This window comes from Pseudarthrobacter sp. NPDC092419, from assembly GCF_044755045.1.
GTDB lineage: Bacteria > Actinomycetota > Actinomycetes > Actinomycetales > Micrococcaceae > Arthrobacter.
This window is the reverse complement of record NZ_JBIVQF010000001.1, coordinates 494,563-516,457: the sequence shown is the minus strand read 5'-3', so window position 1 is coordinate 516,457 and position 21,895 is coordinate 494,563. Positions and strand designations below refer to the sequence as shown.

The following is a 21,895-nucleotide window of genomic DNA, read 5'->3' as shown; positions in this document are numbered from 1 at the left end:
TACAAGTAGACCAAAGTATGTTGCGGCGAGGGTTGATTAGGGGGCCGCCATGACGAGGGACGTCGCGCCGCTGTGGGTGAGCCGGCTGATCCTCGCCGGAGCGAAGAGTGCGTCCTGGGCCAGCAGTGATGCCCCGGTCAGGCCTGCCACTGCCCCAAGTCCGGATCTTTCGACGACGAGATCCCGGGTGGCGAATTCCCGTGCCCCTGCGTAGATCGCGTCCCGGATGGGCCGGAGGAAGGCGTCGCCGGCCGCCGCAAGGCTGCCGCCGACAATCACGGCTTCGGGGTTGATTAGGCCGACGATGTCGGCCAGTGTCTGGCCGAGGATTGTCCCTGTTTCCTCGAGGAGGCTTAGGGTGCGGTGGTCGCCGCTGTCGGCAAGCTCGACAATGTCGGCCCCTGTCCGGACCTTGTAACCGCGCGCCACCAGTTCGGCGCGCACTACCGCTCCGCTGGCTACAGTTTCGAGCCGCTGCAGCCGCCCGCCGCCCATCCGCGGGCGGCTGAGGTCGCCCGCTCCGCCGCGCGCCCCCCGGTACACGGCGCCGTCAAGTACGAACCCCAGGCCTATGCCGATGCCGGCTTTGACGCCGACGATGTCCTGGTACTTGACCCTTCCCCGCCGGGCCTCTGCCAGTGTCATGACGTTGACGTCCCGGTCCACAGCAAGAACCGCGTGCCCATACCTGCTGGCAAAGTAATCGCGGGCAGCAACGCCGTCCCACTGGGGATCGACCTGCGGCGATGCCAGGCGCCCCGTGGTGACGTCAACGGGACCGGGGACGCCGACGCCGATCCCCACAACGTCGGCCCTGGTCTTGCCGAGCCGGTCCAGCATGTGGTCGAAGACCTGCCCGGCCCACTCAAAGATTTCGGCCGGGCCCTGGCTGGGGCCGATGTCCGCCTGGTCAACGCTGAGGACCGTGGAGACCAAGTCCGTGATGGCCACCATGCTGTGGGAGCCGCCGATGTCGAGGGCCAGCAGCACTCCGGAGTCGGGCTTTACGGCGAAGGTTTCCGGCGGACGCCCGCCGCGGGAGTCCAGTTGGCCCACGCTCATGATGATGGAGGCGTTCAGGAGTTCCTCGAGCCTGCGGGCGAGGGTGATGCGGGACCACCCCAGCCGTTCCAGGAGGTCATTCCTAGTGGTCGCCTCCCCGGACCTGATCAGGTCCAGGACCACGCCGGATCCTGTCGAAAGTGATTGCGCCATTCCAGCCTCTCGTGATCCGGCTATGCCCGGAGATCTGTCGGTCCGATTTATGGATACTAATAGGCCAAAGCCTACCGTGTCGCAGGTCTCAACCAAGAGAGGTTCGGCATGGCGAAGGCTCCGCCCAACGGACGGAGCCTTCGCCGATCAGTTACACCCCAGGCCTTTAGTCAACAGTAATGACAATCTTGCCCCGCGTGTGCCCCTCCATGTTGGACCGGAACGCGTCCGCGGCCTTTTCCAGCGGGAATGCCTGAGCCACTTCCACGCGGAGCTTGCCGCTCTCCGCCATGTCCGCCAGTTCCTGCAGGTCGGCAGCCACGGGGGTGACCCACATCCACTGCCCGCCGTGCTCTTCCACTTCACTGTCGGCGATGGACGCGTGCCGACCGCCTTCGGCCAGGACCGCCAAAGTTGATTCGAGGTTTCCGCCCACAAAATCGGCAACGACCTCCACGCCGCCGGGGCGCAGCGCGCGGACACGCTCTGCCAGCCCCTCCCCGTAGGCAACCGGTTCGGCGCCCAGGGAGCGGAGGAATTCGTGGTTCTTCTCGGAAGCGGTGGCGATGACGCTTGCGCCCATGGCCACAGCGATCTGGATTCCCAGGGAGCCTACGCCTCCGGCGCCGCCGTGGATGAGGACCGTCTCGCCGGACTTCAGGCCAAGCCGGTTCAGAACCTGGTAGGCGGTCAGGCCGGCGAGCGGCAGACCGGCCGCTTCATTCCAGTCGAGAGAGGCGGGCTTCCGGGCGAGGAGCCGTTCCGGCAGCGCGATGTATTCGGCGAAGCTTCCGCCGTGGACGTAGTCCTTGCGGCCGTAGGCGATGACTTCTTCGCCGGGCTGGAACTGCCGGGCATCGATCCCCACCGACTCCACCACCCCGGCCACATCCCAGCCGGGTATGGCGGGGAACTGCAAGTCCATGACGGCGTCGAGGCCGCCGGCCATGATCTTCCAGTCCACCGGGTTCACCGCGGCTGCCTTGACCTTGACCAGGACCATTCCGGGTCCGACCTTCGGCATCGGCTGGTCGCCGTATTCGAGAACGTCGGGGTTTCCGTATGTGCTGTAAGTAATTGCCTTCATGACTGCGACAACCACGAAGCCGCGCGCCACTATTCCAGATAGCTTTACAAAGTGGGGTATCGCACTGCCGGCTAACGCTGCCTGCCGCCTGGTCCCGTGCTGGAGCCAGGCGGCCGTTTCCTTAGCCTGCCTTGACGGCCGCTTTGTCGATGGCAGCCAGCATGCTCGTGAATGTTGCTGTCAGCATTCTGTCGATCGCGATGCCGGTCAGTGTGCCCAAGGGCCCGCCCCTGGGCACGTAACGGTAGTGGAAGGTCATGGATGTTCCGCTGCCGGCAGGCTCGAGGGTAAGCCTGGAATGCGCCTGTTTGAACGGCACCAGCGCCGATGGCTTATTCACGGTGCCGAGTTCTTGGTGCTCTTTCCAGGCGGTGACTGTTTCAACCATGCTGCCGAACGGGGACAGCCGGACCCGTCGGCGGGCTCCCAGGCCTGCCGTCCGGCCACCGATGCCTTCCGACGCCTTGATGCCGTCCCAGACTCGGGCGAGGTTCGGAAAATCGGCCAACACGGCCCAGATGGAGGCTGCGGATGCTGCCGATTGCCGCCGTACGGTGAGGTGCCGCTCCGTCATGATAATCGCTCCTGTTCGTAGGGTGGTGAGTGGGTTCGGGAGTCCGGCATGCCCCAGGTAGCGCGGCACCTTCGCCGCGTAGTCACGGTAGGAGGCCCCGAAGAGTCCCGCCAGGGTGGCTTCCTCCTCCCGGACCACGGGGTGTTCCACTAAGAGTTCCGCCGGCATGGTCACCAGGACCCAGGCTGAGCCGGCCAGTGTTCCCGCGCCCAGTTCGATAAGCCACCAGCCCACGTACATGGGGTGGCGGGAGAACGCGTAAGGGCCGTTGGTGACCAGTTCCTCCGGCCGTTCGAGCGCGAAGGGGCCCGGTGAGTTGCGCCGCCGTTCCGCCAGCGCCCAGGCGTTAAGCCCGAGGCCGGCAATCACCAGTGCGGTCCCTGACGCCCGGTGCAGGGCACGGGACCCGGGAAGCGGCATGGGGCGGAGCCGGGCAAGGAGGAGGTCCGCGGCCATGGCGGCCACGACGGGAAACGGCAGCGGAAGGTTGTCGTAGGCCGCCTTGACGCGGCCAACCAGCGAGCCGGCGGTGTGGCCGGGGCCGGGCTGGCCAGGTCCCTGGGCATGCGAGCGGAAGAACGCAGCAGCATCCTTCGCGACCCGGTTCGGGCATTCCCACAGGACCAGGTGCCCCACGCGGGGGTAGATCTTCAGCACGGAAGCATCAATCCTTCCGGCCAGGATGCTTTTCCACACGTGGGCGGGCATCCTGAGCCCGTCACGCACCCTGTCCTCGACGTACCATCGGGGGACCTCGTGCTGCAGGGGAAACCAGGTCAGCGAATCCCGGACCCAGTCCTCGTCGACGGGGTCCGCCAGCGCGTCCACTTCGTCGGCAAACTCGGTCCTTCCTTGAAGGCTTAGGGGAGAACCCGCCAGTACCAGCGCGGCCACTTTGCCAGGATGGGCGACGGCGAGTTGCTGGGCCACGTAGCCGCCGCTGGAGGAACCGACGACGAAGGCCCGCCGTACGTCAAGCGCGTCGAGGATCGCCGCGGCGTCCTCGGCCTGTTCCCGGAGGGAGTAGCCGGCCTCCGGTTTGTCCGCGTCCCCTTGGCCCCGAAGGTCGGGGGCGTAAACCCGGAAGCCGGACAGGAGGGGGATCAGCCGGTCAAAACTGCAGCGGGATTCGGCCCAGGCATGCAACAGCAGCACCGGCGGGGCGTCGGCGTCGCCCGCGACGAGGCATGGCACCGTGATACCCGTCCGGAGCCGGAGGTCGACGACGCCGGGGTCCACACCTTCAGGGTACGCCCGGGAAGCTACCAGGCGGGGGCGGATTCAGGACGCGCTCCTCCACGGGAACGCGCAGGCGGGGCGGCAGATGGATGCGTCAGTTGCGGCTGTGGGCCTGGACTGCTGCGTGGGCCAGGCGGCGGCCCACGTCGATCGGGGAGCGGGGGGAGCCGCGGAGGAATCCGGCCAGGGCCCCGGTGTAGGCCACAAGCACTTCATGGGCCAGGTCCTGGGCGCCCTCACCGGCAAGTGGGCGGGACAGGTGCAGGAGGCGGTCGGAGAGCAGGGCGGTGTCCTGAGCCAGGACTTCGCCGATTTCGTCCGCGGCCTGGGGGAGCTCGCTGGCGGCGGCCAGGAATGCGCACCAGCGTGACGGATGGCCCTGGGTGTCCCGGTAGGAGGCCAGGGCGTCGAAGACCGCGAGCAAGCGGTCCAGGTCATTGTCGGCCGCAACGATGTGCTGGTCCCAGGCCCTCTGCCAGTCCGCGAGGCGGACCCGCAGCACCTCGGCAACCAGGCCATCCTTGCTGCCGAAATGGGTGTACAGGGTGGCCGCGGAGACCTCCGCCTGGCGCAGCAAATCGTCCACGGGCGTGTCCCGGATGCCGCGTTCGAACAGTACCTGGTCGGCCGCCTCGAGCAGCCGGGTGCGTGCAGGGGACCGCTGGCCGATAGTCATCCCGTTAGTCTAGGCAACCCATATACAGAACGACAGTTTTGCTCTAGCGTAACGAGCGTTACAACCTTTCGGGGGAGAAATTCAACGCGGCAGACGGGCCCGTGTGAGTCGGTGGCGGCAGCGAAGGCGCTCTGCCACAGTGAGGAGAAGCTGTATGGGGCTTTCAGCTGGCGGTCGAATCGGCCTGGCCGGAGCGGCGGTAGTCGGAGTCGCGTTTGGCATGGCCCGCTACGCCTACGGTCTGACGCTGCCGAACATCCGCGAAGATCTTGGCCTGTCCGAGTTGGTGCTCGGCATTATTGCCAGCGCAACGTTCGCCGGATACCTGGCTGGATTGCTGTTGGCTGGGCGCCTCGCTGCCCGGTATGGCTCGCGTGCTCCGACGACCATGGGCGGAGCCTGTGGTGTCCTGGGCGCGGTGACCGTGGCATTCGCGGAGTCTCCCGGGCTGCTCGCCGCGGGGGTCATCCTGGCCGGCAGCGCCGGCGGTCTGGTCTGGGCACCCTACTCGGACATCGTGACCCGTGCGGTGCCCTTGCGGGAGCAGCCCGGGGCGCTGGCGGTCATCACCACCGGCACCAGCGGTGGATTGGTATTGCTGGGCGGGCTGTCCGTCGCGGCGCTGCTGGGATCGTGGCGACTGATCTGGGTGGGCACCGCCCTGGCTGCGGTGGCCGCGGCGCTTCTGAATCTTCGCCTGGTACCGAAAACCTGGCCGGCCCGCCGGGTGGCCACCCGTCACGCCACCTCGTCACTGTTTGCAGCGCTGAGGGGTCCGGCAGCCTATTCGGTGGCCTACTTTGCCGCCGTCGTCATCTATTTCACCTACGCCGCCGACGTCCTGGACAGCGGCGCCCTCCCCGCGGGAGCGGTCGCGGCGTTCTATGCGGGCATCGGCATCTGCGGCCTGGTGGGCGTGGCGACCGGAACCTTCGCGCGCCGGATGGGCAGTCCGAGGGTTGGCGGACTGTGCCTTGGAGCGGTAGGTGCAGCACTGGCGCTGCTCGGGCTGGCCGGCGATTCCCTGGCTGCTACAGCGGTCTCGGGGTGCATCTTCGGAGCCGGGTACATGGCAGGATCCGCGGTGCTCGCGATTTGGACCGCCGAACTGGTGCCAGGGCGCGCAGGCGAGGCGTTCACGGCCTGCCTCATCGTGGGGGCGCTCAGCTCGGTCGCGGCCCCGGCGGTGGCGGGCGCGCTGATTCCAGTGTTGGGTCTGGGTCCGCTGTTGGTCGCCGCCGCTGGGGCGTCACTGCTCAGCGCGACAACGCTGGTAGTGCGTGCGTCTTCGCATAGGGCGGTCGTCGGTGAACCCACTGCGTGATGCCTTGGCATTCCCCACAGAGGGTTACCCCGCCACAGCCGCTTTCGCCGCCTTGGAGGCGTTCATCCACTCGGTCAGCCACGGCGCCCGGACGGAGGAGGTGATGCGGCAGTCGGCCACAAACGTCCCGTGAGCGCCGGCGTCGATCCAGTCCTGCAGCGCGGACAGGTCACCAAGCGAGCGGACGACGGCGGTCTCCGCACCAAGCGCCCGCGCCACACCGCTGAAGTCCACCTCGGGGATCAGCATTGGCTTCTCGGTCAGGCCCTGCGAGCCGTACTGGTGGATCTCGGCCCCGTAGGCGGCGTCGTTGTAGATCACCACGATCGCGCTGCGCCCCACAGAGATCAGCGATTCAAGATCGGCCAGACCCATCAGGAACCCGCCGTCGCCCGAGGACAGCACCAGGGTGCGGCCATCCTCCAGCGCGCGGGCAGCTCCGACGGCGCTCGCGAGTCCCAGCCCGATGGACTGGAACGCGGTCCCCACCATCACCAGGTCCTGCGGCCGCGGGATGTTCCAGTACATCGGTGCCCAGCCGATGAAGTGGCCGCCGTCTTGAACCACCGTGCGGCGCTCCGGCAGCACGGCATCCAGCGCGGCGGCCAGGGCGCGCGGATCCAGCCGGCCGTCCTCAGCCAACCCGGAGCCGGGGTGGTGCCCTGGACCCGAGGCCAGGCGCCGGGCCGCTTCGGCGCGCCAGCCAGCCGCCGCGAGTTCACCATCAACCAACGACAACAGCCGTGATGCAGCGGCCTTCACATCCGCCTGAACAAACACATCCACCCGCGGATTCGTCGGCTCTACCGCGGTGTCGATCTGGATGACGGTGGCGTCCGGCCCGAGCAGGTGCCCGAACCGCATGGTGAACGGGCTCAGGCTCGCCCCGGCCACCAAGACCACGTCGGCCTCGCCCATGAGGCCGGCCGCGGTGTCGGTGCCGAAACCGCCCGCTACGCCCAGATACCCCTCGCCATTGAGGAGGTTGAGCGCCAGGGCGGTTCCGGCGGTCAGTGCGCCGAGCCGGTCGGCGAGTTCGCGGAGTTCCGGTCCGGCGCCGGCGAGGTGCGCACCCCGGCCGGCCAGGATCAGCGGCCGCCTGGCCCCGGCGAGGAGGCGGGCCACCCGCGCAAGGTCCGCGCCGCCGTCGTCCGTCACCTGCAAAGCCGCCGGCTCCGGAAGGTCCTCGTCCGCAGCCTCGAGCGCAGCCAGGTCGTAGGGGATGGCAAGCACGACGGCGGTGCGCCGGGTGAGTGCGTACTCCACCGCCTGCCGTGTGATGGCGCCCGCGGCGTCGCGGGTGACAGTGAAGGTGGCCGCGCCGAGGCCGGCCGCGATGGCGGCCTGGTCGACGTCCTGCGGCCGGGCGCCGCTGGTGGGCGCGTCGCCGGTGACCAGCACGACGGGGATCTGCGCCTGGACGGCCTCGGCCAGGGCGGTGAGCGCGTTGGTGTAGCCGGGGCCGTAGGTGGTGGTGCCCGCGGCGAGCCGACCCGAGGTGCGGTAGTAGGCGTCAGCCGCGGCGATAGCGGCGCCCTCATGCCGGACCGGGGTGAAGCGCAGGCCCTGGTGCTCGGCGGCGTCCAGGAAGTAGACGTTGCCGTTACCCATGACGCCGAAGACGTCGCTGACATAGCTGCTGAGAACCTGTGCCACGCGGCCGGAAACGGTGAGGGAAGTCATGCAGGAATCCTGCGCCTAGGTGTCCAGATAGACAACACCCCAACATTCGAGTGGGCTTATTGGCAGCAGAGAATCAAGAAACTGAGAATATGCCCAGCTGTGGTCCGTATCACTCATTCACAGCCGTGGGGCCTGCAGCGCTGACCGGGCGGCTACTGTTCCCCCAGCGCCTCTCGCTCGACGAGTTTGCGGAAGTCCTCCAGCTCGCCCCGGAAGCTGCCCCGATATGACCCCGTCGCGAAGATCCGGCCGAAAATCGCAGACACGAACCCGCGGGTCACGAACATCTGGTCGATGCGGGTGCCGGTGCCATCGGGCGTGAACGTCGCATCGGACTCGCCCTTCAGGATCGCGTTGCCGAAGCGGGTGCGGATGTGCCGGGGCCGCTCGGCCGCGAGGATCTCGGTGGGGCTCGTCATCCGTCCGAAGTGCACCGTGTAGCGGCTGCCGGCTTCATCGCTGGGGCCGACGCGGTCGGTCACGCCGGTGACTCCGCCGATCCATTCAGGAAACCGGTCGGGATCGGTCCAGGTGGCGAAAACCCGCTCGGGCGGTGCGGCGACAAACGTGGACAGGCGATAGGTTGCCATGGGTTCAGTATGCGCTCGTCGGCACACGGAGGCGAGAGGCCGAGGGGAGCCATGCGCATGCCTGATCACTGCGTTGTGCGCGCCTCCTGCTCGGTCAGCCGGGCCAGGAGGCCGTCGAAGCGCGGCGGCATCAGTTCCAGCACGGAGATGGCTGTGCTGGTGCGCTGGATGCCATCGATTTCCAGGATCTGGTTGGTGATGCGGTAGAGGTCGCTGGTGCCGCGGGCCACCACCTTGGCGATGAGGTCCGCGTCGCCGGCCGTGGCGTGCACCTCGATGACCTCCGGGATCGCCGCCAGGCCGTCTTCCACCGACCCGGCGCGGGTCTGGCTGATGTGCAAGGAGAGGAATGCCGTGAGTTCGTAGCCCAGCGCGGCGGGGTCCAGCCTGCGGCTGAAGGTCCGGAGCGCGCCGCTGCGTTCCAGCCGCGCGAGCCGGGCGTGGACGGTGTTGCGGGCGACGCCGAGGGTCCGGGAGAGTGCCAGGGCGCTGGCTTCGGGGTCCTTGTCGAGGGCGAGGATGATCCGGCCGTCGAGCGAATCGAGCGTGCGGGAGGTAGTGATGGTCATATTTTCACCAGAGGTTCTAGAAGTTGAGCAGAAGTCCCAATGGGTTGAGGGTATCTTGCATTGTGCGCGGGGTCACAACCATGATCGGTCCTCATGACCCCCGAACAACTCTTAGCGCCACCCGCGCTTCCAACCCTGCGCGCGGCGGTGACCAGACTGCCGGCCTACGTCCCGGGCCGGCGCGGCACCGGCCTGGACATCGCAGCCCTCGCCAGCAACGAAAGCCACTACGAGCCCCTGCCCGCAGCCACCGCTGCGGTGGCTGAAGCGGCAGGCACCATGAACCGCTACCCTGACGCGGCCGCCGTCGAACTCCGCGAACGGCTTGCCCGGCACCTGGGCGTCACGGCCGGGGAGGTTGCGGTGGGGCCCGGCAGCGTGGGCGTCCTCCAGCAGATCATCACCGGGCTGTGCGACGCCGGGGATGAAGCCATCTTTGCGTGGCGTTCCTTCGAGGCCTATCCCATCCTGGTGGAGCTGGCGGGCGCCCGGGCGGTCCGCGTCCCGCTGGACGAGGCTGAGGGCCACGACCTGGACGCCATGGCCGCCGCGGTCACCGACCGCACGAAGGTGATCCTGCTCTGCACCCCCAACAATCCCACCGGCGTGCCGATCAGCCACGACCGCGTCGAGGCCTTCCTGCAGGCTGTGCCGTCCAGCGTCCTGGTGGTGATCGACGAGGCCTACGTGGAGTACGCCGACGCCGGCAGCGGCCCCGACTCGCTGGCGCTCTATCGCCGGTACCCGAACGTCTGCATCCTGCGCACCTTCTCCAAGGCGTACGGGCTCGCTGGGCTGCGCGTGGGTTATGCGATTGCGACGCCGGCCATCGCCGAGGGGCTGCGTCGGACCGCCCTGCCCTTCTCGGTGAGCGCGCTGGCCCAGAAGGCGGCCGTCGCGTCGCTGGACGCGGGGGAGGAGATGGGGGAGCGTGTTTCCTTGGTGAAGCAGGAGCGCGGCCGGATGGCCGCTGCGCTGGAGGCGCAGGGCTGGAGGCTGCAGCCAAGCCAGGGCAACTTCCTGTGGATCCGTGCCGGTGGCGAACGCCTGGCCACGCTGGTGGACGCGTTCGACAACGCCGGCATCCTGGTCCGGGCGTACCAGGGCGACGGCCTGCGGATCACCGTTGCCGACCCCGCCTCCAACAACCGCGTGCTCCGGCTCCTCGCAGCCCACGCGGCCTGAACTACTAGCTGATCCAAAATCCCCAACCCGTTCCACCTACTAACTAGAGGAATCCCCATGGAACACCAGACAAAGACGTCTGACCGCGCCCTCGGCGCGGCCCTCAAGCCCCGGCAGCTCACCATGATGGGCCTGGGCAGCGCGATCGGCGCGGGCCTGTTCATCGGCTCGGGCGCGGGCATCCAGGCCGCCGGCCCGGCGGTGCTGATCTCCTACCTCGTGGCCGGCACGCTCATCATCCTGGTGATGTGGGCGCTCGGCGAGATGGCCGCCGCCAACCCGGACAGCGGCGCCTTCTCCGTCTACACCGCCAAGGCGTACGGGCCGGTGGCCGGTGCCACGGTCGGCTGGCTCTGGTGGCTGCAGCTGGTGGTGGTGATCGCCGCCGAGGCGCTCGGCGCGGCGGGCCTTCTGGCCACCATCTTCCCGGCGCTGCCCGTGTGGCTGATGGCCTTCGTGTTCATTGTGGTGCTCACCGCCGTGAACCTGACCAGCGTGAAGAACTTCGGCGAGTTCGAGTTCTGGTTCGCCCTGCTCAAGGTCGTGGCGATCGTTGGGTTCCTGCTGGTGGGCTTCGCATTGCTCCTCGGGTTGGTGCCGGGCGTGCAGTCGCCCGGCTTGGCCAACTTCATGGGCGAGGGCTTCGCCCCGAGCGGCTTTGCCGGGATTGCGACGGCGCTGTTCGTGGTGGCGTTCGCGTTCGGCGGCACCGAGATTGTGTCCGTGGCGGCAGCCGAGACGGCTCAGCCGGCCCGCAGCGTCAAGAAGGCAGTCCGGACCGTGCTGTGGCGCATCCTGGTGTTCTACATCGGTTCGATCTTCATTATCGCGGCCGTGGTTCCCGTGGGTTCTGAGGGGCTGAAGAGCCCGTTCGCTGCAGTGCTGGAGGCCGCCGGCATGCCTGGCGCAGCGACCGTCATCACCCTCGTGGCCGTCGCAGCCTTGCTGTCCGCGCTCAACGCCAACCTCTACGGCGCCTCCCGGATGGCGTACTCCCTGGCGGAGCGCGGTGAGGCACCTCGTGTTCTCGCCTCCGTGTCCAAGGCCCGGGTCCCGGTGGTGGCGGTCCTGGCCAGCGTGGCCTTCGGCGTTGTCACGGTGGTGCTGGAGATGGCCTTCCCCGAGATGGTGCTCGGGGTCCTGCTGAACATTGTGGGTTCTACCTGCCTGCTGGTGTGGACGTCCGCGCTTCTGGCCCAGCTCGCGCTGCGCCTCCGCGCCGACCGTGAGGGAACGGAGCTTCCGCTGCGGATGCCCGGGTTCCCGTGGCTCACTTCCCTTGGCCTTCTGATCCTCGCGGCGATCTTCACGGTGGGCTTCATCGGCGAGGATTCACGTCCGCAGCTCCTGAGCACTTTTGGGCTGGTGGCACTTCTGGCGGTGGCGAACTGGGTCAACCACCGGAAGCGCGACGAGCGGCCGCGTGTCGAATCTTCGGACGTTGACAAGCAGTCGGTGCTCATCGACTGAATCACACGCTGCAGCACGCGGTACGTCTGCGCGCGGAGGGCGCGTCCGGTCTGGCCGGGCGCGCCCTCCGGGCGTGGATGTGGAGCATCGTTCCAGGAGTGCCGGGGAGTTGCATCAGGTGGCACGCACCGTGTGTACGCCACCCTGGCAACGCAGTTCTGGCTAGTGTTGCGCTTCTGCGTCCAGATCCGTCTCCAGGTCAACCAAGTGGTTGAAGGCCTGGTCCGATACGGGCCACTTTGGGTGTTGTTGGCTCCGAATAGGAGCGCGTTCATCCTCGTCCCGCATGTGTAGCGGATGAGGCACTCGATGCGGCCAGCATCCTCTCCCTGATGAGCATCGGCGCTTCTTGCGGCGACGTCTTCGTACTTCGCGCTCGAAGTACCGATGTCAAGCCGCAGCAGAAAAGCGCGCCCACACCGTCGGCTACGTGATGGTCAAATACGTGGCACGACTCCTACCCGAGCAGCTCACGGAGTGGGCTGTGGACCTAAACGCCGAGGGCACCGCGGCCACCTTGATGATGAAGAAAGTTGCGGCCAACACCGACAAGGGCGCCGGCGTCGCCAAGCAGGTCGATAAGCTCGCCGGGCGACTGGACCATCTGACACTGAAGATTCTCGACGGGACCGTCCCACAGGACGGTATCACCTCACACAACAGAAACAGGATTCAGACGCCGCACTGGGCGCCGCAAATGTCGCCGTCCCAAACCTCCGACTGACTTGCTGTCCGCTTGGTTGAAGATTGGGACCTTCTGCCCTGTCGTCATGGGGCGGATATCCTGAGCCGGCTCATAACGTACGTGGGGTCGCCCCCAGCCGCCCTCGAGAGCGGTGGCAACCGTTCACCCAGCATGGCGGGCACAAGTCTAAGCCCCTGTTTGACTAGGATGTGAATTTCTCGCACTTATCACCGGGGGTTTCCATTGCCTGCTTCTAATCAACCGCAGAACAACAACGCCGGGAAGCGTGTTTTCGTTATCTCTCCAATAGGAGGACCAACTAGCCCAGAGCGCAGGCGAGCCGATCTATTTCTCAAATACATCGTTCGTGCGGCGTTGCCAGCACCTGAGTTTCAGGTGGAGCGGGCGGACGAACACGATTCTCCCCTAGCCATCTCGGCTGCAATGCTCAGTTCGATAGTGCAGTCAGATATTTGTGTCGCCGACATAACTGGGCGAAACCCGAACGTCTTCTATGAGCTCGCCCTTGCTCACGCAATGGACAAGCACGTCGTCATCATGGATGGGGACGATGAGCGGTCCCCCTTTGACATCCAGGATCAACGGGCCATCAAGTACGGGCTTATGCCTGATGAGATCGAGGAGGCGGTGCAGCAGCTCAGGGCCAAAGCTGCCAGCGCAGGCCTACCTTCGGCGTTCAAGGACATGATGAACCCTGTTGCGTCGGCTTTCCAAAGATGGACTACTCATCAACGGATGGAAAGCGAGAAAGGCACCCCGGAGCAGTTGATTTTGCAGGTCGTAGAACGACTGGAAACCAAGATTGAATCCATCGATCGGCGACCCGTCCCGCAGAAGTCGTTGCAAACGGCTACCGAGGTTGAGGCCTCGTCCATGTTGGGTTTCCTGGAGGACCAGATGCAGGCAGGAAAGCTTCGGACGTCGCTCCGGCCCTTTCTTGCCGTTGGCAGCCAGACCATAGGATCAGGCGATTCCCTCAAACTGCGTGAATGGATGCAGGACGCCATGTACGTGATCAAGCAAGCGGAGAACGGGAAATATGTAGATTTCGACGACTTGCCTTCCCAGCTGTTCTAGCGTCATGAGGCGGAACGGAGAGTGATGAGAACTGGGCTCGGTCACACTTTTGTGCTCCGTGCTTGTCTCAACTAACTAGGCGGCCTCTAGGCGCGTTACCCCGCTTTCCTTGGCAGCTCTTCGAGCCAGTGTCCGGCCACTTTCGAAAGGGCGGGGTCCACTTTCCCCGCAGCGTCGAAAGTTCGGTCAGTATCGGCGATTGCAGACGCCCAAGCGCCGCCGTATCCGTGGCCTTGGAGGTATAACTGGATACCGGGAACCGTTGTGGAAACAATAAGCACGTCACCTCCGGCCGGCAGCTGGTATAGCCCCCACGGAAGGCCCGTCAGATGGTCCTCGCTACCGTGAGTTAGGGCGTCAATCATCCCCTCGCGTTGAAGAGTATAGGCGGCGTCAAGGACCCGCCTGATGGCTTCATAGTTAATCCCGAGGCCCATCATAGGCAGTAGATCCAGATACCTAATGACAATGTGCTTTTTACACCAGGTGCTGATCACATCTGCGTCGGCGCCTTCCATCAGGTGACGCATTGTTGAGAAGATTACGTAGTGCAGCTTCAGCGCATCAGAAGACAAACGGTCAACGAGCGCCGACCATGACACGCCGCGATCATCCGTTCCATCTGTCGTTCGGGCCGAGGCCAGTACCCCGCTCAGGTATTCTGCGACGAACTCATTATCGCTGTATTCGGCTGCGTCCAGAACCGCAGCAGCAACTCTCGGGGGAACACTTCCGGGTCTGGAGGTGTCAGACTTCGCGGCAGCCAGTTTCAAGACATGCTTAGCCTGGTTGCTTTCTGACCACCGCTCTACGCGTCTTTCAAAATGCCTGCCCAGCGCCTCCGCCGGGGGACCCAGCACCTTACCCCAAAGCGACACTCCCAAGTCGACGGATTTGGAATCAGGGTCGATAGCTTTGGCGGCGCTTGCAACGGCTGACAGCGCTGTCACGGGATCAGTCATCTCTACCTCTTGACTCGGAATTGTGCCTTCAGCCTATCGAACCGCCATGTCTATGTCGGAGCGATCCGATCTGACTCTGCCCTGTCTTAGATGACCATATGGTCAAATGTGTCCTCTTTTCGCGCGGGTGATAACTAGGCCTAGTATCGCGTCATGTGTGCCGTCCTCGTTGCTGCATTGCTGGCGCTCGCGAGACCGCCCTGGAGACCATGTCTAACCAGGCCTTGGACAAGGTGGAAGGCTGATCCATGAAGCGATCGCTCCCGGACCGGCGGGGCAGCCGGAGCTGTCGGGACTGCCCCCGGTTTTGTTGACTCCTTGACCTAGCGAGCTTGTGCTCGTGGAAGGATGTTGACCATGCCCACGGCTTATGGGGCGGAGTTCCGCCAGGATGTTATTGATGTGGCCCGCAAGGGCGAGGCGCCGCTGGCGCAGATCGCGAAGGATTTCGGGCTTTCGGTCACGACGTTGAAGCGCTGGATTGCCATAGCCGAACGTAAGGAATCCGGGGCCGGCCCGGCGGCGGCGGAGTCGGCCGAGATGCGGGAGTTGAAGAAGCGGAACCGCTTGCTGGAGCAGGAGAATGAGATTCTGCGCCGGGCTGCTGCCTATCTGGCAAGGGACATCAACCCAAAATGATCTACCCGCTGGTCACGGATCTTGCCGCCGACGGTGTTCCCGTGGCGGTGACCTGCAGGGTGTTGAGATTCAGCAAGCAAGGCTATTACCGGTGGAGGGCCAGCCCGGTGACGGAACGGGACTGGGTCGATGCGCACCTGGTCAACGCCGCCCTGGACATCCACGCCGACGACCCGGCATTCGGTTACCGGTTCATCGCCGACGAGCTCCCGGAGAAGGGCATCACAGCGGGTGAGAACAGGGTCCAGCGCTTGTGCAGGGACCACGGCATCTGGTCGGTGTTCTCGAAGAAGCGGGGCCTGAACCGCAGACCCGGGCCGCCGGTCCACGACGACCTCGTGGAGCGGGACTTCACCGCCGCCGCGGCGAATGAGCTGTGGCTGACGGACATCACCGAACACCCCACTGCCGAGGGCAAGCTCTATCTCTGCGCGGTGAAGGATGTCTACTCCGGAAGGATCGTCGGCTACTCGATGGACTCGCGGATGAAGTCCTCGCTGACCGTCGCCGCGCTGGAGAACGCGGTGGGGGCACGCCGCCCTGCGGGGACAGTGGTGCACTCGGATCGCGGGTCCCAATTCCGGTCTCGTCGCTTCGTCGAATCCCTCCGGCACCACGGGCTCACCGGCTCGATGGGCAGGGTCGGTGCGTGCGCGGACAACGCCGCGATGGAATCGTTCTTCTCACTGCTGCAGAAGAACGTTTTGGACCGTCCGCGGTGGCTCACCAGGCAGGACCTCCGGCTGGCCATCACGACTTGGATCGAGCGGACCTACCACCGCCGGCGACGGCAAAGACGGCTGGGAAAACTCACGCCCATCGAATATGAAACAATCAACCGGACCGCGCTCACAGCGGCCTAAGACCCCGAGTCAACAAAAGCCGGGGCAGTCCCCAGGCCCTGGAACTACATCGCGGGATATGGTGAAGCGGCACGTCATATAGGTGGTATGGCAGGCATGACACTTCGGCCGCGAAGCTACCTCACCGAGGTGTGCACGGCTGCTGCGCTCGGATATGACACTGTTGTCGGCAAAGGGACAGGCAGACGGTTCCAGCTACGAACCTGCCATAAGTGGTGCTTCCGGCCAGCTAATGCACTTCTGATATAGAGTTCCCGCATGCTTGATCATGCGCGACTCACTAAGGCTGAACTACTGGAGAAGTACCCCGACAAAGACTGGCGGGAAAAACTCATCGAGCTGACTATGCTCGTCCAAGTTCTGGAGAACTGCATAATAAGGCGCTCATACAGACCATCAGATGGACTAAATGACGCCATACGCCTAACCGAAAGCGGCATTCGTCTGCGGACGCAACTCACCACTAAGGAGAAGGTTAATGCAAAGGAAGCGAACATACTGACTTTCCTGAAGCTTCTGCACATCACACCTCTTGTCGACGTCGATAATATAGACGTTGATGCGGTCGCTTTAGCAATATCGGAAGAAGTTCGTGAAGGACATCTTTCCTTCCCACTTGTTTTCGGAAGCGAGCTTTACCATCGCGCCGCTGACTTGTTTCCAGAAGAAAGGTCATTTTTGGGCCATGAAGATACACTTCGACTCCTGGAGTCAATGCCCCAGGGTGTCTTTCAAGCTGGAAAGTTTCTGGTTGGTCCATGGGGGTTGAAAAAGCTAGATTACGAGCGGCGAATTTATCCGACAACTTCGGTTCCACTCCAGCATTGCTCGGATGTTGGCTGCCATGCAGTGCATCGGGTCAGCCTATACACATCAAGGGATGCCGAAGTCAATAGCTCCCGCGCGGCCCTTTCTAAGGTACTGAATCAGGTGGGGCGCGAACCGTCTGCTTGGAACTCCTACCTAGCTGAAATTACTAAAGACAGGCGTAATCCCTACGACCTGAAATCGCCGTCAGGAATTGCGCTGCTCCTAGGTGACGCTTTTAGTGATGCGGAACTGCGCCTCTTGCTGATTCATGCTAGAGACGTCCAAGGTGCCAAGTTCGTGCCCGCATGTACTGCTCTTGGTCTCAGCCCGCGAGTTGAGGACTGGATAGACGGACTAGATCGGGCCCGGTCGCTGCAACTCCTGTTTATGATTGACGATGCGACGTTAGAGACGATTGTTGATTCGGCCGTACGAAAGTTCATAATAAAAATACCGGGAGACGAAATAAGGCGCCCTCGAATTCATAGGAACTTCCGTACCGGTGCTTGGAGGCTCCGTCCTCAGGCGAGTCGGCTTGGGGTTCGGATGGTTAGCGCAGATACCGATCTCCCTCTGCTCCAACTTTCAGAATTAGCCCGGTCGCTGTATAACCTGGATTCGGAAGAAGAAAGGGATGAATTAGACTGGACTATTCGCGAGATAACGGGTGAGAACACAGCCGGAAGACTCGAGGAATTTCTTAGGTCATCGTCCCCGACTGCGATAATAGACCGCCTCATCATGTCACGTAGATCTTATGCGACGCAGGTCTCCCGTCGGTTTGGAATTCCACTGGATCTGCCCGCCGATGAAATACGCGACATGCTCCTGTGGAAGCTCGGTTTCCCCTTGCCTCTCTCGGAAGACTTGCGAGATGAGTACTGGCGGCTGCACCACCTCCTTGAGGGACTTGCGAAGACATCTGCGATAGACGTGTCGAGCAGCGCTGAGGGGCTGCGCGCCGCCTCTACTGATTATTTTGTCTGTCTTGAGAAGTTTCTGATGGATTCCCTAGTTTTTGCGACGTGGGCACTCCTATCTGATCACTACACCGACAGGGACCCGTTCGTCTTTTACCAGCAGAAAGCGCTTGAATTTACGCTTACCAAACTGAATGCGACATCATCTGAAGCAGTTGACCCTCATAGGCTCGTGGAAGAGCCGGTTCTGAGTTCTATCGTTGAAGGGTACATTCGGCTGTCGAAGCTCCTCGTCACACTGCAACGAGAGAAGAGCTTGCACGTGCGAAGTGAGGTGGATTTTCCCAAGTTCTTTGACAAGACCCAGCTGCAAAAGTTCCCTTTCAAGCACGTGACACCATTCCTTGATCTAACGACGGATTCTCAAGCACGGATGATCGAAGCGCTTCACAAGGTGGGTGCTGAACTTAAAGATTCCGGGATTATGACGGCCCGTAACGGACTGCTCCATGCAAAGAATCGAGTGCCTACTACGGGAGAAGTCGAAGAAGCCCTGAGGAAGGCGCGGGCGGCTCTTGACGTCCTGGAATCAGTCGGCTGTGTCCGCGCTAAATACTCAGTTTCGTCCACCGCAGTAAACGCTTGGGGTGGCTCTACGACGACAATGCAGGCGAAGGGGCGGTCCGTCAGCTTTTCGTCACCTTCGCCGTACGAGTGGATAAAACTCCCAGGACTAGGTCGGCCGCTATATCTCATGCTAGGGGCTAAATTTGCATCACCTAACGAGATGCTTCGTTTTCTTGAAGGTTTTGAGTCCGAATATGCTGAATACTGGCAGGAATTTCCTCGTAGAGCGGAGTCTTCGAGTCCTGTGGGATCAGTTGACGATGGAGGGGCGGTAAAAGAGACGGGCGATCTCCACGTCTAATTCTTCGGTATCAGGCTGCTAGAACTATCGGGCAGGCGAAGGGCTTCAGTTTCTGGCTTCGTCCAAATGTAGAAGCGCGATTTCTGTTGTGGGTCAACTCGCCTCTTGGCGTACGCTGGCGCGGTGAACACATCGCATGGGGGGCCGGCGGCTGAACGGCTGGCTGAAGGACTGTATGAACTGCTCAACACCACGGAACTGGAGGCCCGCCTAAAAGAGGTGCCCGAGCTCCAACCCGTCTTTTCTGATTTGGACGAGCAAGATCAAGTCGACGTTCTGGCTCGGTATCTCGCGCGGGTAGCTCGTCAGGCCTTGTCGAAAATGAAGACACCGGAGCGTGTGAACCTGACCAACATGCTCCTCCGGGCACTCAATGCGTCCGAAAAGATAGCTCCGGGCGCGACTCAACTCCAGTCGCTACACCGCCAGGACACTCTAAAGCGCCACGGGCTTCGCCGTCCCACCACAAAGCTGAGCGATTCCGCTTTGCTGACTAACAGTAAGGACGACCCCAACCTTGCTGCCGAGCTCCGGGCCGAGATGGAGTCTGCCAATACAGTTGATCTTCTCTGCGCTTTCGTCCGGTGGACGGGTCTTAGGCTCTTGCAGCCAGCCCTAGAGCAACTCAAAGAACGCGGCGCAAGACTCCGGGTCATCACCACAACTTACATGGGCGCCACCGAACGCCGCGCCATCGACGAGCTTGTGAAACGGTACGGCGCCGAAGTGAAGATCAGCTACGAAACCCAGGCCACAAGGCTGCATGCCAAGGCCTGGCTGTTCCGCCGTAACACCGGCTTCGACACCGCCTATGTCGGCAGCTCCAACCTCAGCCAAGCAGCACTCCTGGATGGGCTGGAATGGAACGTCCGCCTGAGTTCCGTCGCAACACCCGCACTCCTTCAGAAGTTTGAGGTCACCTTCGACAGCTACTGGGAGCAGCGTGCCTTCCAACGCTACGACCCCGAACGCGACGGCGAGAAGCTGGACGCTGCCCTGGAACGCAACGGCGGCCGCCGCACAGCGGCCTCGGACGCAGCCACAGGCCTTGAAGTTCAGCCGTTCCTCCACCAGGAGGAGATGCTGGAGGACCTGGAAGCGGAACGACTTAAAGGTTACAACCACAACCTCCTGGTCGCGGCCACCGGCACCGGAAAAACGGTTATTGCCGCCCTGGACTACAAGCGTCTTTCCGAAGCCGCCGGACGAAGCCTCAAACTACTCTTCGTCGCTCACCGGCAGGAAATCCTGAAGCAGGCGATGCGCACCTACCGCGAGGTCATGCAGAACGGCGCCTTCGGCGAACTATACGTGGGGGAGCACAAGCCGCAAGAGTGGAAACACATCTTCGCTTCCGTCCAGTCGCTGTCCTCCCTCGGCATCGAACAGCTGGAGCCTGACTTCTTCGATGTCGTCGTCATCGATGAGTTCCACCACGCGATGGCGCCCACATACCGCCGCCTGCTGGACCACCTGAAACCGCAGCAGCTTCTCGGGCTCACCGCGACCCCGGAACGTGGTGACGGCGTCGACGTCGCCAAGCAGTTCTTCGATGGCCGTACCGCCAGTGAGCTCAGGCTCTGGGACGCTCTGGACGCTGACCTGCTGGTCCCCTTCCACTATTTCGGCGTTTCCGATGACGTGGACCTGAGCCAATTGGAATGGAAGCGCGGTAACTATGACACCACCCAGCTGAGCGCCCTGTACACCGGAAACGACGCGCGGGCCGCCAAGGTGATCCGCGAACTCAGGGACAAGGTCACCAGTACCGACCAGATGCGGGCCATCGGCTTCTGCGTCTCGGTCCAACATGCCCGCTACATGGCTGAGGTGTTCAACCGTGCCGGCATTGCCTCGGTCGCCGTCGACGGCACCACTGACAATGCTGACCGCGAGGAAGCCCTGCGGCGCCTGGGCAAGCGGGAGATCAACTGCATTTTCGCGGTCGACCTCTTCAACGAAGGCCTGGACCTGCCGCAGGTGGACACCATCCTGCTGCTCCGGCCCACGCAGAGCGCCACGGTCTTCCTCCAGCAGCTGGGACGAGGCCTCCGCCGTGCCGAGGGCAAAGCGGTGCTGACGGTCCTGGACTTCATCGGCCAGCAGCGCCGAGAGTTCCGTTTTGATCTGCGCTACAGGGCGTTGACCGGCTACGGCCGTAAAGAACTGGAGAAGGCTGTCGAGGACGAGTTCCCGTACCTGCCGTCGGGCTCGCAGATCGTGCTGGACCGGGTGGCGCAGAAGGTGGTGCTGGACAACATCAAGGCACAGCTTCGGTTCAACCGGGCGCAGCTGGTCCGGGACATCGCCTCATACGCCGAGACCGAGCTGGAGGCCTATCTGGAGCGGTCGGGGAATGACATGAAGACGATCTACCGGTCCACCAGGGACTCATGGACCGGCTACCTCCGGCAGGCAGGGCTGATCGAAGGCTATTCGTCCCTGGAGACCGTGCTCCGGGGGAAGATTGAGGAGCTGTCCCACACGGAGGAAAAGAAGCTGCTGGGCCGCATGGCCGCATTGATTCACGTGGACGATCCGGAACGGGCCGCTGCCTATTCGATGCTGGTTGCTCCCGACGCGCCCCGCTACGCGGACCTTGGCATGCGCGAGCAGGCTTTTGCACGCATGCTGTTCTACACGCTGTGGGATGACGGCGGAGGATTCACAACGTACGACGACGGCTTGGACCACCTGCGCGGCTACCAGTTTGTGTGCCGCGAGATCCGCCAGGTTGTGCAGCTGGGAGTGGCGGCATCGAAACATGCAGCGAAGAGCCTTGGCGCAGGGCTGCAGCACATCCCGTTGCTCTCGCATGCAACCTACCGGCGCGAAGAGGTTTTGGCGGCGTTGCAGTACGGCTCGCTGGAACAGGGCAAGAACGTCCAGCACCGGGAAGGCGTCGCGTGGTGTCCCGCGACGGCTACCGACGCGTTCTTTGTCACCCTGAACAAGGACGACAAGAAGCACTCGGCGACCACGATGTACAAGGACTACGCCATTAGCCCCGAGCTGTTCCACTGGGAGTCTCAAAACGCTACCTCGCCGAGCAGCCCGACCGGACGGCGCTACCTTGACCGGGCCTCCCATGGCTCTAGGATTCTGATCTTTACGAGAGACACGGCGGATGACGAGACCGGCCTGACTGTTCCGTACACCTGCCTGGGGCAGGTGGACTACGTGCAGCACATCGGCGAGAGGCCGATCGCCATTACCTGGAAGCTGCACCGGTCGATGCCGGCCGATGTCTATGCCTCAGCTGCTGCCGTTGCGCAGTAACTATAAACGCGAGGGATGTGGCCCCGCTTTGTTCCCTTTGCACATGTAGATGGTTAGATGTGTCTTGACCCTCGGGTCACTGCTGCCTAGGCCAAACCG

At 63.6% G+C, this 21,895-nt stretch carries 16 protein-coding genes and 1 pseudogene; 9 read left to right on the top strand and 8 right to left on the bottom strand.

The genetic code is table 11. The annotated features are described in order from the left end of the window. Window positions 1-36 precede the first annotated feature (36 nt). From ACIQC0_RS02280 to ACIQC0_RS02265, 4 genes are all read right to left on the bottom strand, one after another. Window positions 37-1,215: an ROK family protein gene (locus tag ACIQC0_RS02280; protein ID WP_400532388.1), complete on the bottom strand. Its 1,179-nt coding sequence runs from the start codon at window positions 1,213-1,215 to the stop codon at window positions 37-39. 166 nt (window positions 1,216-1,381) lie between these two features. Next, window positions 1,382-2,302, bottom strand: coding sequence for an NADP-dependent oxidoreductase (locus ACIQC0_RS02275; protein ID WP_400532387.1), 921 nt, complete (start codon window positions 2,300-2,302; stop codon window positions 1,382-1,384). 121 nt (window positions 2,303-2,423) lie between these two features. Next, complete coding sequence (locus ACIQC0_RS02270) at window positions 2,424-4,115, bottom strand: alpha/beta fold hydrolase (protein WP_400532386.1); 1,692 nt, start codon at window positions 4,113-4,115, stop codon at window positions 2,424-2,426. Window positions 4,116-4,209: 94 nt separating this feature from the next. After that, entirely contained in the window at window positions 4,210-4,791 is a 582-nt protein-coding gene (locus ACIQC0_RS02265) for a TetR/AcrR family transcriptional regulator (RefSeq protein ID WP_377215141.1), read from the bottom strand. A 154-nt stretch (window positions 4,792-4,945) separates the two neighbouring features. Between ACIQC0_RS02265 and ACIQC0_RS02260 the strand changes: the two genes are divergently transcribed. Beyond that, window positions 4,946-6,115 (top strand): MFS transporter, encoded by a 1,170-nt coding sequence (locus ACIQC0_RS02260; protein ID WP_377215142.1) that lies wholly within the window; start codon window positions 4,946-4,948, stop codon window positions 6,113-6,115. A 24-nt stretch (window positions 6,116-6,139) separates the two neighbouring features. Here the strand turns inward: ACIQC0_RS02260 and ACIQC0_RS02255 are convergent, their stop codons facing one another. From ACIQC0_RS02255 to ACIQC0_RS02245, 3 genes are all read right to left on the bottom strand, one after another. Further along, complete coding sequence (locus tag ACIQC0_RS02255) at window positions 6,140-7,798, bottom strand: thiamine pyrophosphate-binding protein (protein WP_400532385.1); 1,659 nt, start codon at window positions 7,796-7,798, stop codon at window positions 6,140-6,142. A gap of 152 nt (window positions 7,799-7,950) precedes the next feature. Then, window positions 7,951-8,388, bottom strand: coding sequence for an SRPBCC domain-containing protein (locus ACIQC0_RS02250; protein WP_400532384.1), 438 nt, complete (start codon window positions 8,386-8,388; stop codon window positions 7,951-7,953). A gap of 65 nt (window positions 8,389-8,453) precedes the next feature. Beyond that, window positions 8,454-8,957 carry an Lrp/AsnC family transcriptional regulator gene (locus ACIQC0_RS02245; protein ID WP_400532383.1) on the bottom strand — a complete coding sequence of 168 codons (504 nt, stop codon included), beginning with the start codon at window positions 8,955-8,957 and terminating at the stop codon, window positions 8,454-8,456. 93 nt (window positions 8,958-9,050) lie between these two features. Between ACIQC0_RS02245 and hisC the strand changes: the two genes are divergently transcribed. The 5 genes and pseudogenes from hisC (at window position 9,051) to ACIQC0_RS02220 (ending at window position 13,395) form a co-directional block, all read left to right on the top strand. Beyond that, window positions 9,051-10,142: a histidinol-phosphate transaminase gene (hisC, locus tag ACIQC0_RS02240; protein WP_400532382.1), complete on the top strand. Its 1,092-nt coding sequence runs from the start codon at window positions 9,051-9,053 to the stop codon at window positions 10,140-10,142. A 57-nt stretch (window positions 10,143-10,199) separates the two neighbouring features. After that, on the top strand, window positions 10,200-11,612 hold the full coding sequence (locus ACIQC0_RS02235; protein ID WP_400532381.1) for an amino acid permease: 1,413 nt from the start codon (window positions 10,200-10,202) through the stop codon (window positions 11,610-11,612). Between the two features lie 293 nt (window positions 11,613-11,905). Continuing rightward, a pseudogene (locus ACIQC0_RS02230) lies at window positions 11,906-11,989 on the top strand (HPr family phosphocarrier protein); the annotation flags it as partial. A 107-nt stretch (window positions 11,990-12,096) separates the two neighbouring features. Continuing rightward, window positions 12,097-12,336 carry a hypothetical protein gene (locus ACIQC0_RS02225; RefSeq protein WP_400532380.1) on the top strand — a complete coding sequence of 80 codons (240 nt, stop codon included), beginning with the start codon at window positions 12,097-12,099 and terminating at the stop codon, window positions 12,334-12,336. A 498-nt stretch (window positions 12,337-12,834) separates the two neighbouring features. Next, window positions 12,835-13,395: a hypothetical protein gene (locus ACIQC0_RS02220; RefSeq protein WP_400532378.1), complete on the top strand. Its 561-nt coding sequence runs from the start codon at window positions 12,835-12,837 to the stop codon at window positions 13,393-13,395. A 95-nt stretch (window positions 13,396-13,490) separates the two neighbouring features. Here the strand turns inward: ACIQC0_RS02220 and ACIQC0_RS02215 are convergent, their stop codons facing one another. Continuing rightward, window positions 13,491-14,357: a hypothetical protein gene (locus ACIQC0_RS02215; RefSeq protein WP_400532377.1), complete on the bottom strand. Its 867-nt coding sequence runs from the start codon at window positions 14,355-14,357 to the stop codon at window positions 13,491-13,493. A 357-nt stretch (window positions 14,358-14,714) separates the two neighbouring features. Here ACIQC0_RS02215 and ACIQC0_RS02210 point away from each other — a divergent pair. The 3 genes from ACIQC0_RS02210 (at window position 14,715) to ACIQC0_RS02200 (ending at window position 21,796) form a co-directional block, all read left to right on the top strand. Further along, window positions 14,715-15,859 (top strand): IS3 family transposase gene (locus tag ACIQC0_RS02210; RefSeq protein ID WP_400532376.1). Its coding sequence is split into 2 segments (ribosomal slippage): window positions 14,715-14,991 and window positions 14,991-15,859, totalling 1,146 coding nucleotides; the frame shifts between segments, so codons are not numbered across the junction. 258 nt (window positions 15,860-16,117) lie between these two features. Then, window positions 16,118-18,517 carry a hypothetical protein gene (locus ACIQC0_RS02205; protein WP_400532375.1) on the top strand — a complete coding sequence of 800 codons (2,400 nt, stop codon included), beginning with the start codon at window positions 16,118-16,120 and terminating at the stop codon, window positions 18,515-18,517. A gap of 159 nt (window positions 18,518-18,676) precedes the next feature. Then, window positions 18,677-21,796 carry a DUF3427 domain-containing protein gene (locus ACIQC0_RS02200; RefSeq protein ID WP_400532596.1) on the top strand — a complete coding sequence of 1,040 codons (3,120 nt, stop codon included), beginning with the start codon at window positions 18,677-18,679 and terminating at the stop codon, window positions 21,794-21,796. Window positions 21,797-21,895: the final 99 nt, after the last annotated feature.